Genomic DNA, 13,466 nt, shown 5'->3' with positions numbered 1-13,466 from the left:
CTTCCTTATAAAGCCGCCCTAAGTGTCTGTCAGCGGGCTTAGGTTACCGAGCCGTTCCCGGGGCCTCGCACCCGACCCGCCCCTGGACGCCCGCGGGCACCCGGACACCGCTCCCCGTGCGGCCGCCGACGGGCGTTCCCGGCGCCTTCGGCCGGGCCTCTCCGGGCGCCGTCCGCCCGGCCCTGCCGGGCACCCCCGGCGCACGGTCCGTGACGCCGCCTCCCCTTCGCACAGGCGCCGCCCGCCGGACACCTCCCCTTACGACACGCCAAACGCACACCGCGTCATACGCGTCACACGTCACGACCCACGGGGCATAGGGGCGGGCATAGGGGTCGGCATACGCCCGCATACCCGCCGGCATACGCCGTGGCTTACGCGCCGTCTTACGCCCCTCTAACGCGCCGCCATAGCCACTGTCCGCCGCGCCGGATCAACCGGATCTCCGCCTCAGATCTCCGTACCGGATCTACGTGCCGGATCTCCGTACCGGATCTTCATGGCGGATCTTCATGCAGGGATCCAGGTGTCGTCTTCGTGGATTTCCGGCCCCGGAATGCGCGCCGGGGGCTGAAATTGATCACAGGCCGCGGCAGGCGTCGATCGGGGGCCGTGATCAATTCCGGATTCACCCCGGCCGGGTCCCGGCGCACCGAACGGAGTAGCGGAAGTCGCGCATCTGGAACTGGACAAAACGGTCTGTTCGGCCGCTTGGACGGACGGCCGGATGTGTGTAACGTACGCGTTTCACCCTGTGCGAAGAGCCCCTCCGACCTGCGGATACCTGTCCGCCGCCGGCTCGTGCGCCCCTTCCGAAGCACGTCCCGGTTGCTGTTGTCAAGCCCCGAGATATGCCCTGACCTGCGAAAACGCCATTCAGAAGACGCCGTATCCGTGTTACCCTGGATAGCCACGGAAGGGGTACCTGTCACATGACGTTCAAGGTTGGCGACACCGTGGTCTATCCCCATCACGGGGCCGCGCTGATCGAGGCTATCGAAACTCGCCAGATCAAAGGCGTGGACAAGACCTACTTGGTGCTGAAGGTCGCCCAGGGTGACCTGACGGTACGTGTGCCAGCGGACAATGCGGAGTTCGTCGGCGTGCGTGATGTGGTCGGTCAGGACGGGCTGGACCGGGTCTTCGAGGTGCTGCGCGCTCCGTACGCCGAGGAGCCCACGAACTGGTCGCGTCGCTACAAGGCAAACCTGGAGAAGCTCGCCTCCGGCGATGTCATCAAGGTCGCGGAAGTCGTGCGTGACCTGTGGCGTCGCGAGCGCGAGCGCGGACTCTCCGCCGGTGAGAAGCGCATGCTCGCCAAGGCCCGCCAGATCCTGGTGAGCGAGCTGGCGCTCGCGGAGAACACGAACGAGGACAAGGCCGAGGCTCTGCTCGACGAGGTCCTCGCGTCCTGACGCGGGGCTTTCCGGTACGGAGCTTCCTGACCGATACGGACCGGTACGGGACACACCGACATCCTGACGCGAGGCGCCAGCCGCGACGTCCATGTCGCCTCTGTTCGGTTTCAGCACGGTGAGTGACATGCCGCGGCATCCGAGGGCGCGAATCCGCCGCCGGGTGCTGCGGCATGGTCGTACCCGAAGACACATCCGGACACTCGCGCACCCGCCGCCGCGGCGACGAACCGCGTCCTGACGGGTGCACCCGACGGGGACACCCGTACCCACGGCGGCGCGGCACAGTCCTGCCCGCGCAAACGAACGCCGTGGTCCCCCCGGGGGAAGATCCCCCGATACTGTGTGCCAGGCCCGGGCGGTCGGCTCGACCGAGGTCACGGAAGGGTCCGGTCGAGGCGTCGCGCCCGGCACGGTGTGGCCATACCCACGCCGAGCCGGAACACAAACCTGACAGGAACCGATGTCTGACGAATCGCGACCCTCGCCCGCACAGGCCCGGTCTCAGACCCCCGTCGCCGTCGTGATCCCGGCCGCCGGCCGGGGCGTGCGCCTCGGTCCCGGCGCCCCCAAGGCGCTGCGCACGCTGAACGGCACGCCCATGCTCATCCACGCGGTCCGCGCCATGGCCGCCTCCCGCGCGGTCGCCCTGGTGATCGTGGTCGCCCCGCCCGACGGCGCCGCCGAGGTCACCTCGCTCCTGGACTCCCACGCGCTGCCCGAGCGGACCCGTTTCCTCGTCGTGCCCGGCGGCGAGTCCCGCCAGGAGTCCGTCAGGCTCGGGCTCGCCGCGCTGCCGCCCGGCCACGACATCGTCCTCGTGCACGACGCGGCGCGCCCGCTGGTCCCCGTGGACACCGTGGACGCGGTGATCGACGCCGTGCGCGAGGGCGCCGCCGCCGTCGTACCGGCGCTGCCGCTCGCGGACACCGTCAAGGAGGTCGAACCGGCCGCGGCCGCGGGCGACCCCGAGCCGGTGCTGGCGACCCCGGACCGGTCGCGGCTGCGGGCCGTGCAGACCCCGCAGGGCTTCGACCGGGCGACGCTGGTCCGCGCCCACGAGACCGTCACCGACGACGTCACCGACGACGCGAGCATGGTCGAACAGCTCGGCGAGCGGGTCGTGGCCGTGCCCGGCCACGAGGAGGCCTTCAAGGTCACCCGCCCGCTCGACCTCGTGCTCGCCGAAGCGGTCCTGGCCCGCCGGAGGCTCAACGATGGCTTCTGAGACCGCCCCCGCGACCCCCGGGCAGCCGCTGCCCCAGGTCGGCATCGGCACCGACATCCACGCCTTCGAGGACGGCCGCGAGCTGTGGTGCGCCGGTCTGAAGTGGGAGGGGCAGGGCCCCGGGCTGGCCGGGCACTCCGACGCGGACGTCGTCGCGCACGCCGCGTGCAACGCGCTGTTCTCGGCCGCGGGCCTCGGCGACCTCGGGCAGCACTTCGGCACCGGGCGGCCCGAGTGGTCGGGCGCCTCCGGCGTCACGCTGCTGACGGAGGCGGCGCGGATCGTACGGGCGGCCGGCTTCCGGATCGGGAACGTGGCCGTGCAGGTCGTCGGCCCCCGGCCGAAGATCGGCAAGCGTCGCGAGGAGGCGCAGAAGATCCTCTCCGAGGCGGCCGGCGCGCCGGTGTCCGTCTCCGGAGCCACCACCGACGGACTCGGTTTCCCGGGCCGGGACGAGGGTTTGATGGCGGTGGCCACGGCGCTCGTGGTGCGGGTGGGCTGAGCGCGTGCGAGGGTACCCGCAGAGTCACCGCCGGCTCGGCGACGAGCTTTCGCTGAGCCGTCCGTGAAGCGCCAGTGACCGAGGTCCCGGAGGGTGCCCCATGTCCGCCGTACTGTCCGACCGTCTCAAGAACCTCCTCGACGGCCCCGTCTTCGTCGTCGTCGGCACCGTGCAGCCCGACGGCAGCCCCCAGCTGTCGCCGGTCTGGGTCAAGCGGGACGGCGACGACCTCCTCGTCTCCACCACCGCCGGCCGCCGCAAGACGAAGAACCTGGAGCGCGACGCCCGCGTCAGCGTCGTCGTCCAGGACCCGGCCTCGCCGTACGAGTACGCCGAGATCCGCGGCACCGCCGAGATGACCACCGAGGGCGGCCAGGACCTCATCGACGAGCTGTCCGTGAAGTACACCGGGAAGAAGTACGCCGAGTTCAACCCGGCCTCCGCCCAGGACTCCGAACGCGTGGTCGTCCGGATCAGGGCGCGCAAGGTCGTCGGCGTCCTGTGACCGCCGCGCGCCGGTGCGGCCGTCGCCGGTCACGAAAGGGGCGCCGCTTGCGGGAAGGGGCGTGAGGCACTGCCCCCGGCCCACTACCCTGGAGTGGTGACCATTCGCCTGTACGACACCAGCGCCCGGCAGATCCGTGACTTCACCCCGCTCGAGCAGGGCTGTGTCTCGATCTACCTGTGTGGTGCCACCGTGCAGGCGGCCCCGCACATCGGGCACATCCGCTCGGGGCTGAACTTCGACATCATGCGCCGCTGGTTCACCTACCGCGGCTACGAGGTCACGTTCATCCGCAACGTCACCGACATCGACGACAAGATCATCGCCAAGTCGCACGAGCAGCACCGCCCCTGGTGGTCGATCGGCTACGGCAACGAGCGGGCGTTCAACGACGGTTACACCGCGCTCGGCTGCCTGCCGCCCACCTACGAGCCGCGCGCCACCGGCCATGTGCCGGAGATGATCGAGATGATGCGGACGCTCATCGAGCGCGGGCACGCCTACGCCGCCGACGGCAACGTCTACTTCGACGTGCGCTCCTTCCCCGGCTACCTCCAGCTGTCCCGGCAGGAGCTGGACAACCTGCGTCAGCCCGCCGCCGACAGCGAGACCGGCAAGCGGGACCCGCGGGACTTCGCGATGTGGAAGGCGGCCAAGCCCGGCGAGCCGACCTGGCCCACGCCGTGGGGCGAGGGGCGGCCGGGCTGGCACCTGGAGTGCTCGGCCATGGCGCACAAGTACCTGGGCAACGCCTTCGACATCCACGGCGGCGGTCTCGACCTGATCTTCCCGCACCACGAGAACGAGATCGCCCAGTCCAAGGCCTACGGCGACGAGTTCGCCCGGTACTGGGTGCACAACGCGTGGGTGACCATGAGCGGCGAGAAGATGTCGAAGTCGCTCGGCAACTCCGTGCTGGTCTCGGAGATGGTCAGGCAGTGGCGGCCGATCGTCCTGCGCTATTACCTGGGCACCCCGCACTACCGCTCGACCATCGAGTACAGCGAGGAGGCCCTGCGCGAGGCCGAGTCCGCGTTCGCGCGGATCGAGGGCTTCATCCAGCGCGTGGTGGAGAAGGCGGGGCCGGTGGAGCCCTCCGCCGAGGTGCCGCCCGCCTTCGCCGAGGCGATGGACGACGACCTCGGCGTCCCGCAGGCGCTGGCCGTCGTCCACACCACCGTCCGGCAGGGCAACAGCGCGCTGGCGGCGGACGACAAGGAGGCGGCCGTGGCCCGGCTCGCCGAGGTGCGGGCCATGCTCGGCGTCCTCGGTCTGGACCCGCTGGACGAGCACTGGGCGGGTGAGGCCGCCGACCGCGGTGAGGACCTGCACGGGGTGGTGGACACCCTGGTCCGGATGGTCCTCGACCAGCGCGAGGCCGCCCGCGCCCGCAAGGACTGGGCCACCGCGGACGCCCTGCGCGACCAGCTCGGCCAGTCCGGTCTGGTCGTCGAGGACAGCCCCCAGGGCCCGCGCTGGAGCCTCGGCCCCCGCTGACCCGAGACCCCCGGGCGGCACACTGCATAGACGTACTGCACACACGTACTTCTCGTGGAAGTACCTTCATAGACGCAGGAGGCGTACGCGGCAGGCGTACGCCGACGCTCCCGACAGAACAGACAGGTAGGTCATGGCCGCTAACAACCGCCGCATGTCCGGCAAGAAGGGCGCGCAGGTCGGCAGCGGCGGCAAGCGGCGCCGCGGCCTGGAGGGCAAGGGCCCCACGCCCCCCGCCGAGATGCGCAAGGGACACGCCAAGCAGCGCGCCGCCCAGTCGAAGGTGCGCCGCACCCAGGGCCGTCCGCCGCAGCGCCGCGGCGCCGGCCGCTCGGCCTCCGAGATGGTCGTCGGCCGCAACCCGGTCGTCGAGGCGCTGCGCGGGGGTGTGCCCGCCACCACGCTCTACGTCCAGCAGTTCATCGACAACGACGAGCGGGTGCGCGAGGCGCTCCAGCTCGCCGCCGAGCGCGGTGGCATCAACCTCATGGAGGCACCGCGCCCCGAGCTGGACCGCATGACCAACGGCCTCAACCACCAGGGCCTCGTCCTCCAGGTCCCGCCGTACGAGTACGCGCACCCCGAGGACCTGGCCGACGCCGCCGCCGAGGCGGGCGAGGACCCGCTGATCGTCGCGCTCGACGGGGTCACCGACCCGCGCAACCTCGGTGCCGTCGTCCGTTCCGTCTCCGCCTTCGGCGGGCACGGCGTGGTCGTCCCCGAGCGGCGCGCGGCGGGCATGACCGCCGGTGCCTGGAAGACGTCCGCGGGGACGGCCGCCCGTACGCCGGTCGCCCGCGCCACCAACCTGACGCGCGCCCTGGAGTCGTACCAGAAGGCGGGTATCACGGTCGTCGGCCTGGCCGCCGACGGCGAGGTCGAAGTGGGTGAACTGGAGGCCCTGGAAGGGCCGGTCGTCATCGTCGTCGGCAGCGAGGGCAAGGGCCTGTCCCGGCTCGTCGGGGAGACCTGCGACTTCCGGGTGCGGATCCCGATGCCCGGCGGGGCGGAGTCGCTGAACGCCGGTGTCGCGGCCGGGATCGTCCTCTACGAGGCGGCGCGCAGGCGCGGCTGACCGCAGTGCCCGGCCGGGCGGCAGCGTCCGGCCGGGGCCCGCACCGTGACGGACCCCGGAAGCATCAGAACAGGCGTTCGCGCGTACACCCGGCCGGGTAAATCCCCCCATCCGGTGCATGTTTGACGCGGCCCGGACAGATCCGGCGGGTCAAGGCAGTGTCCTAACTCCCCACCACTCGGTTAGATGAGTGTGGACACCAGAACACCCCGCACACCCACGGGGGACCGCTCGTCGGGATACGACGACGCTCCCGCGCTGAGCATGGTGAAGGTGCCGAGCGATCCGGCGCAGGTCATCGTCACTCACGCGAGCTTCCGCGTGCAGTTGGGCGCCGCCTCGCGGCGCACCCTGTCCCCGCGGGTCGCCCGGCACCCGAGCGTCACCGACCCCACCGTCCGTGTCCCCGCCGCCGGCACGGCGGGCCGGGCCGGGGCCGCCCACCGCCGGCCGCTCGTCTGGAGCGGCCGGTCCGCTCCGGACGACACCGGAGCCCACCGCCTCCTCCAGGCCGTCCGCAGCGGCAGCGTGGGCCACACCGAGGAGCCGTCCGGGGACGCCGGGGCGACCCAGGTCATCCCGCGCGTCGATGCCGCCCCGGGGTACCGCCCGGTCGGCTACGACGACCTCGACCGCACCGTCGAGACCCCCGTCGTCGGCGCCCAGCGCGGCCCGGAGCCCGGCGAGACCCGGCTGCTGCCGCAGATGCGCACCGCGGGCAGCGCCTACGAGGAGTCCGCGTACGGCGACCGGGGGCACGGCGGCCACCCGCCCTACGGCCACCCCCGGCCGGCCCACGGCGACGGCGGCTACGCCTACGACGACCCCGACGGCCACGCCTACGACGACGACCCGGACGCCCGCGAGGCCACCGCCCCCGGCGCCCGGCGCCGCCGGGGCAGGCGGCACGGCGACGACCCGGCCCGCCACGCCTACTACCCGGGCCGCCGGATGAACCTCGGCGTCGTCCTCCTCCCGCTGCGCATCTTCCTCGGCTTCATCTCCCTCTACGCCGGCATGGGCAAGCTGTGCGACCCGCTCTACTTCGACGGCGGCAAGCGCGGCTCCATGGTCAAGTGGCTCACCGCACTGCACCCCTGGGAAGTGGCCGAACCGCTGCGCCAGTTCGCCCTCCAGCACCCGGTCGGCTCCGGTCTCCTCATCGCCTTCCTCCAGGTCATCGTCGGTGTCCTGACGGTCCTGGGCTGCTGGCAGCGGGTCGCGGCGGTGGTCGGCGGACTGCTGTCGGCCGCGCTCATCGTCACCGTCAGCTGGCGCACCGTCCCGGTCTACGACGCCCCGGACATCATCTACCTCGCCGCCTGGTCCCCGCTGGTCATCGCCGGCGCCCCCGTCTACTCCGTCGACGGCCGGCTCGCGGCCTCCGCCTGGCGGCGGCTCGGACCCCGCTCCGACATCTGGGACCTGCGCCGGTACGTGCTGCGGCGCGGCGCGCTGCTCACCGTCGTCGTCACCGGACTCACCCTGCTCGTCGGCTCGCTGCTCGGCGGGGCGGTGCGCGGCGCCGGCAACGTGGTCGTGCCGGGGCCCGGCGAGCCCCCGCGCAACCAGCTGCCCGGCTCGCCGCTCCCGCAGCGGTCCGGCACGGGCACGGGATCCGCGCACCGCGGGTCCCCGTCGGCCTCCACCTCGCCCAGCCGTCACGGCGCGGCCGGCGGCCCGACCGGCGGCCCCGCCACCGCGCCGGGCGCCACCCGCGACAGCGGCTCGGCCACGGGCGGGTCGCCCAGCCAGACCCAGGGCACCGGCGGCCGGATCCCGCCGCGCCACTCCGCCCCGGCCCAGCACGCGCCCAGCACCAGCTCGGGACCGGCCTCCGGCGGCTCCGCCACCGGCGGTACGGGCTCCGGCGGTGGATCGGGCGGCTCCGGCGGCGACACCCAGCCCTCCGGCTCCGCCGGCGGCAGCTCCTCCACCGGCCAGCCCGGCCTGGTCGGCGGCCTGCTGGGCTGAAACCCGGGGCAGCGGCTCCCTCGCCCTGGCTCAGAGGGGTCCGCACCACAACAGGACCCGCCCGCGCGGAAGGCCCCGCACCCGGCACGATCCGTGCCCGGTGCGGGGCCTTCGCCGTCCTTCGGGACGCCGCCTGCGCCGACGTCACCTGCGCGGCGCGGAAAGCTCCTTGGCGGCCTCCGTGAGGTCCTTGGCGGTGTCGATGGCACGCCAGTAGGCGCCCTGCGGGATCGGGAAGCCGGCCAGCCGCCGCTCGCGGGCCAGCCGAGGGAACGTGGTGCGCTCGTGGTCGCCGCGCTCCGGGAGCAGGGAGGCGAACTCGGGCGAGAAGACGTAGACGCCCGCGTTGATCTCGAAGGTCGACGGGGGAGCCTCGATGAAGTCCGTGATGTGACCGAAGCCGTCCGTCTGCACGGCGCCCCACGGGATGCGCGGCCGGGCCAGCGCGAGGGTCGCGACCGCGTCCCGCTCGGTGTGGAAGTCCGCCATGTCGCGCAGCGAGAAGCGGGTCCAGATGTCGCCGTTGGTGGCGTACCAGGAGCGCTCGGGGTGGGGGAGGTGCGCGGCGGCGAACTTGAGGCCGCCGCCCCGGCCGAGGGGTTCCGACTCCACGACCGTGGTCACCTTGACGGGCAACCGCGCCGACTTCAGCCACTCCTGCAGCACTTCGGCGAGGTGGCCGCAGGAGACCACCACGTCGGTGACGCCCTCCTCGGCGAGCCAGGCGAGCTGGTGACCGATGATCGGGGTGCCCGTACCGGGGATCTCGACCATCGGCTTGGGCCGGTCGTCGGTGTAGGGGCGCAGCCGGGAGCCCTGGCCACCGGCCAGCACGACGGCTTGTGTGGGGCGGGACGCCGCATTCGGATGGGTCATGCCCGAACTGTACGTGGCACCCCGGCTGCGACCGCGCGGCTGCCCCGGCGGGGGCGGGAGACCTCCCGGGCGGCCCACGGGAGGCGCTGCGCCGGGCCGGCGGGGGGTGCGCGCGGAACGTGCGCGGGAGCCTGCGGGAGGGCCGCGCGAGGTCTGAGCCGCGTCCGCGCGCGGCCTGAGCCGCGCCCGAGTGGGGCACGGCCGGCGTCCGCGAGGGGGCCGGGCGCAGCTCAGCCCCCATGCCCGGGAACCCGGACCTCGGCCTCGGATCTCGGACCTCGGTCCAGGAACCCAGGCCCGGTCCCGGTCCCGGGTCCTCCGCCCTCCCGGGCCGGTGCGCTCAGCTGTGGGCGGCCAGGACCCCGGAGGCGTAGGAGGTGTCGCAGACGGGCCGGGCGTAGGACTGGGCGCGGGCGGGGCCGTAGATACGGACCGCGGCGCGGCCGAGGGTGCGGGCGATCGAGGCGCAGTGCCCGGCCAGCGAGGGGCGTTCGTCGACCGCCTCCTGGAGGTGGGTGAGCGCGACGCCCGGGTCCTTCTCCTGCAACTCCGTCAGCAGGTGGTCCCGGAGCACGTCCTGCGGGGCCCGGGGGTGGGCCGCGGTGCCGGGCGCGGACAGGTCGGACGCGGTGAGCACCGAGTTCGAGGGGTTCCCCGACCAGTTGACTCGGGTGACCGCGAGGGTCCCGGAGAGCACCAGGACGACGGGCAGGACGAGGGCGAGGGAGCGGCCGATCCGGCGGGCGGGGCCCCGGCCGCGTCGCGTGGGTTGCGTGGTGGAGTGCTTCACGCGAGTGAGGGTAGCGCCCGGTGATGATTTGGCGACATTTAGTCACCTGTTCGGGGGACGGTGTACTGCCCTTCTCCGGGTGGTGTGTTGACGCACACTGCTCGAAACGTCCCCTGTGTCCGGGTGACGCGCGGGTGGGGCGGAGACGGTGAGAAGGGCCCCGCGGCAGTTCGCGGGGCCCTTCTCGTCAACTCGGGTGAATCTCCAGGGTCATTCCCGGGGTTTCAGCCGTAAGGCGTCAGTGCGCCGGTGCGTCCTGGCGCCGGGGGCGGTGCCTCAGTCCGTCAGGCGGTCGCCGGTCGAGGTGGAGAACACGTGCGTCTCGCCCGGCCGCGGCACGACGTGCACGGTGGCGCCCTTCTCCGGGACCGAACGGCTGCTGACGCGGACGACGAGGTCCTTCTGCTCGCCGCCGACCTCGACGGTGCCGTAGATGTACCCGTCCGCGCCGGTCTCCTCGACCACGTTGACGGAGACGGCGAGACCGGCCGGGGCGTCGGCGCTGTCCTTGGTCAGGGCGGCCGCGGCGCCGCCGTTGTGCTCGACCACGTCGAAGTGCTCGGGGCGCACGCCCACGGTGACCGTACGGTCGCCCTTGTCGGCGGCGGCCTTGAGCGCGTCCCGGTTGACGGGCACGACGCTGTTGCCGAACTTCACACCGCCGTCGGTGATCGGCACCTCGACCAGGTTCATGGCGGGCGAGCCGATGAAGCCGGCGACGAAGAGGTTGGCGGGCTTGTCGTACATGTTGCGCGGCGAGTCGACCTGCTGGAGCAGACCGTCCTTGAGGACCGCGACCCGGTCGCCCATCGTCATGGCCTCGACCTGGTCGTGGGTGACGTAGACGGTGGTGATGCCGAGGCGGCGCTGCAGGGAGGCGATCTGCGTACGGGTGGACACACGCAGCTTGGCGTCCAGGTTGGACAGCGGCTCGTCCATGAGGAACACCTGCGGCTCACGCACGATCGCGCGGCCCATGGCGACACGCTGGCGCTGACCGCCGGAGAGCGCCTTCGGCTTGCGGTCCAGGTACTCGCTCAGGTCGAGGATCTTCGCGGCCTCCTCGACCTTCTGCCGGATCTCCGCCTTGTTGACACCGGCGATCTTGAGCGCGAAGCCCATGTTGTCGGCGACCGTCATGTGCGGGTAGAGGGCGTAGTTCTGGAACACCATGGCGATGTCCCGGTCCTTCGGCGGCAGGTGGGTGACGTCACGGTCACCGATGCGGATGGCACCGCCGTTGACGTCCTCGAGCCCCGCGAGCATGCGCAGCGAGGTGGACTTGCCGCAGCCGGAGGGGCCGACCAGGACGAGGAACTCGCCGTCCGCGATGTCGATCTCCAGGGCGTCGACGGCGGGCTTCTCGGAACCCGGGTAGATCCGGGTCGCCTTGTCGAACTGCACAGTGGCCATGGTGAATGGGCCCCCTTCTACCGGCAGGAACGTGCCGGACGATCCGAGTAGGAAGGCGGTTGCCACGACGGATGCCCCGGGGAATGCCCCGCCGGATGGTCCGTCCTGGTGCTCGCGTGGTCCACAAGAGTGAACTGGCACAGGACGGTACCTGGCGTTCACCTGCTCTGTCAGTAGGTGGAGGGGTGTGAACTTCGCGGAAATTTTCGACGGGGCGCGGCGGCGACCTGGGTACACTGCACGGGCACGACCCAGCACGCCTCCTTAGCTCAGCTGGCCAGAGCAACGCACTTGTAATGCGTAGGTCGTCGGTTCGAATCCGACAGGGGGCTCGCGAAAGGCCAGGTCAGACTCTGTCTGACCTGGCCTTTTCCGTGCGGGGTGAGTGGTTGGGGTCAGGTGGTCCGCAGCAGGGCCGCGAGGACCTCCCGGAGCACTCCCTCCGGGTCCGGTACGGCGCCGGGGGCGCGCCAGGCGACGAAACCGTCGGGGCGGACGAGGACGGCGCCCTCGGCGGTGGTGCCGTGCGTGCGGGCCCAGTCGCAGGGCGGGGAGTCCGGGCCGCTCTGCTCGGCGTAGGTGAGGTCGGCGCCGAAGCGGTAGGAGTTCAGGGGGATCCCGGACTGCGCGATGCGCTGGGCCGCCGTGTGCCAGTCCGTCCCGGACCCGGCGTCGCTGAGCAGCACGAGGGTGCGTTCGTACAGGTCGAGGGTGGAGATGCGGGTGCCGGAGCGGTGCACCCACAGGTGGGGTGCGCGGGTGCCGGGTTCGCCGGTCAGACGCATCGTGTCGGGGACGGCGTCCTGGCCGGGTCCGGCGCCGACGACGGCGCCGTCGGGGTAGCGGTAGCCGAGGACGACGTTGAGGATGCCGCCCCGCTTTCCGCCGCCGATGCCGGGTGCGGGCGCGAAGCCGGGGTGGCTGTGTTCGACGGAGCGGGCGGAGGCGCGGGCGCTGGTGGCGGTGGCGACGGGCCGGCGTTCGCTGTCGTAGGTGTCCAGCAGGCCGGGTCCGGCCCAGCCCTGCAGGACGGCGGCGAGTTTCCAGGCCAGGTTGTGCGCGTCCTGGATGCCGGTGTTGGAGCCGAAGGCGCCGGTGGGGGACATCTCGTGGGCGGAGTCGCCGGCGAGGAAGACGCGTCCGGCGCCGTAGCGCTCGGCGACGCGTTCGGCGGCGCGCCAGGAGGCCTTGCCGGTGATCTCGACGTCGAGGTCGGGGACGCCGACGGCGCGGCGGATGTGCCGCTGGAGGCGTTCCTCGGTGAACTCGTCGAGGGTCTCGCCGTGCTCGGGGTGCCAGGGGGCGTGGAAGACCCAGTGCTCCTTGTTGTCGACGGGCAGCAGGGCGCCGTCCGCTTCGGGGTCGGTGAGGTAGCAGCAGATGAAGCGGCGCTCGCCCACGACGTCGGCGAGGAGTTTGGAGCGGAAGGTGACGCTGACGTTGGCGAAGAGGTCACCGGGCCCGGACTGCCCGATGCCCAGCCGGCGGCGGACGGGGCTGCGGGGGCCGTCGGCGGCGACGAGGTAGTCGGCGCGGACGGTGTACCGCTCCTCGGTGGCGCGGTCGCGGACGGTGGCGGTGACACCGCCGGCGTCCTGCTCGAAGGTCTCCATCTCGTGGGAGTAGCGCAGGTCGCCGCCGAGGGCGCGGGCGCCTTCCAGGAGGACGGGTTCGAGGTCGTTCTGGCTGCACAGGCACCAGCCGGTGGGGCTGAACCTCGCCATGCCGCCGCCCGGGTCGATGTGCTTGAAGAGCCACTCGCCTGCGTCGCCGACGAGGGTGGGGGTCTGGAGGATGCCGTGGTTGCCGGCGAGGAGCGCCGCCGCGTCCTTGACGGCGTCCTCGATGCCGGCCACGCGGAACAGCTCCATGGTGCGCACGTTGTTGCCGCGTCCGCGGGGGTGGATGGAGGTGCCGGAGTGCCGCTCGACGAGCAGGTGCGGCACGCCGAGGCGGCCCAGGAACAGCGAGGTGGACAGGCCCACCAGGGAGCCGCCGACGATGAGGACGGGTACCCGGTGGTCGGCTTCTTGGTGCATCGATGCCTCCTGGGGCGGTGTGCGGTGTGGGGGCGCGCGGGGCGCGGGCGGGTCGGTGTCCGTCGGTGTCTCCATGCCCGGCGCGGGGCCGGTCCGCGTGCGTTCGCGGGGGCAATCACCCGTGTGATCACCCGCGTGGTTCATACGAGTCG

The 13,466-nt window shown here is 72.5% G+C and carries 11 protein-coding genes and 1 tRNA gene; 8 read left to right on the top strand and 4 right to left on the bottom strand.

Features of this window, described 5'->3' with window-relative positions; translation table 11 throughout:
• Positions 1 to 932 precede the first annotated feature (932 nt).
• The 7 genes from IG64_RS17455 (at position 933) to IG64_RS17425 (ending at position 8,196) form a co-directional block, all read left to right on the top strand.
• Entirely contained in the window at positions 933 to 1,415 is a 483-nt protein-coding gene (locus IG64_RS17455; protein ID WP_003953493.1) for a CarD family transcriptional regulator, read from the top strand.
• Between the two features lie 463 nt (positions 1,416 to 1,878).
• Complete coding sequence (gene ispD / locus IG64_RS17450; protein WP_037857094.1) at positions 1,879 to 2,643, top strand: 2-C-methyl-D-erythritol 4-phosphate cytidylyltransferase; 765 nt, start codon at positions 1,879 to 1,881, stop codon at positions 2,641 to 2,643.
• Entirely contained in the window at positions 2,633 to 3,145 is a 513-nt protein-coding gene (gene ispF, locus IG64_RS17445) for a 2-C-methyl-D-erythritol 2,4-cyclodiphosphate synthase (protein WP_037857091.1), read from the top strand. The genes ispD and ispF overlap by 11 nt, the downstream gene beginning before the upstream one ends.
• A gap of 100 nt (positions 3,146 to 3,245) precedes the next feature.
• Positions 3,246 to 3,650 carry a PPOX class F420-dependent oxidoreductase gene (locus tag IG64_RS17440; RefSeq protein WP_037857089.1) on the top strand — a complete coding sequence of 135 codons (405 nt, stop codon included), beginning with the start codon at positions 3,246 to 3,248 and terminating at the stop codon, positions 3,648 to 3,650.
• Between the two features lie 96 nt (positions 3,651 to 3,746).
• Positions 3,747 to 5,147 carry a cysteine--tRNA ligase gene (gene cysS / locus IG64_RS17435; protein WP_037857271.1) on the top strand — a complete coding sequence of 467 codons (1,401 nt, stop codon included), beginning with the start codon at positions 3,747 to 3,749 and terminating at the stop codon, positions 5,145 to 5,147.
• Between the two features lie 133 nt (positions 5,148 to 5,280).
• Entirely contained in the window at positions 5,281 to 6,222 is a 942-nt protein-coding gene (gene rlmB / locus IG64_RS17430; protein WP_037857087.1) for a 23S rRNA (guanosine(2251)-2'-O)-methyltransferase RlmB, read from the top strand.
• A 186-nt stretch (positions 6,223 to 6,408) separates the two neighbouring features.
• Entirely contained in the window at positions 6,409 to 8,196 is a 1,788-nt protein-coding gene (locus IG64_RS17425; protein WP_078884057.1) for a DoxX family protein, read from the top strand.
• A gap of 144 nt (positions 8,197 to 8,340) precedes the next feature.
• On the opposite strand, the gene IG64_RS17420 is transcribed toward IG64_RS17425, so the two are convergent.
• The 3 genes from IG64_RS17420 to msiK form a co-directional block, all read right to left on the bottom strand.
• The gene (locus IG64_RS17420) at positions 8,341 to 9,072 is read right to left on the bottom strand and encodes a nucleotidyltransferase family protein (protein WP_037857080.1); all 732 of its coding nucleotides are present in this window, start codon (positions 9,070 to 9,072) and stop codon (positions 8,341 to 8,343) included.
• A gap of 340 nt (positions 9,073 to 9,412) precedes the next feature.
• Positions 9,413 to 9,862, bottom strand: coding sequence for a hypothetical protein (locus IG64_RS17415; RefSeq protein ID WP_037857076.1), 450 nt, complete (start codon positions 9,860 to 9,862; stop codon positions 9,413 to 9,415).
• 276 nt (positions 9,863 to 10,138) lie between these two features.
• The gene (gene msiK / locus IG64_RS17410) at positions 10,139 to 11,275 is read right to left on the bottom strand and encodes a diacetylchitobiose ABC transporter ATP-binding protein MsiK (RefSeq protein ID WP_037857073.1); all 1,137 of its coding nucleotides are present in this window, start codon (positions 11,273 to 11,275) and stop codon (positions 10,139 to 10,141) included.
• Between the two features lie 258 nt (positions 11,276 to 11,533).
• On the opposite strand from msiK, the gene IG64_RS17405 reads away from it, so the two are divergent.
• Positions 11,534 to 11,607: transfer RNA gene (locus IG64_RS17405), tRNA-Thr, on the top strand.
• 63 nt (positions 11,608 to 11,670) lie between these two features.
• Here the strand turns inward: IG64_RS17405 and IG64_RS17400 are convergent.
• On the bottom strand, positions 11,671 to 13,314 hold the full coding sequence (locus tag IG64_RS17400) for an FAD-dependent oxidoreductase (protein ID WP_037857069.1): 1,644 nt from the start codon (positions 13,312 to 13,314) through the stop codon (positions 11,671 to 11,673).
• Positions 13,315 to 13,466 lie beyond the last annotated feature (152 nt).

This window comes from Streptomyces sp. NRRL S-340 (assembly GCF_000720185.1).
Lineage (GTDB): Bacteria > Actinomycetota > Actinomycetes > Streptomycetales > Streptomycetaceae > Streptomyces.
This window is presented reverse-complemented; position numbering and strand designations above follow the sequence as displayed.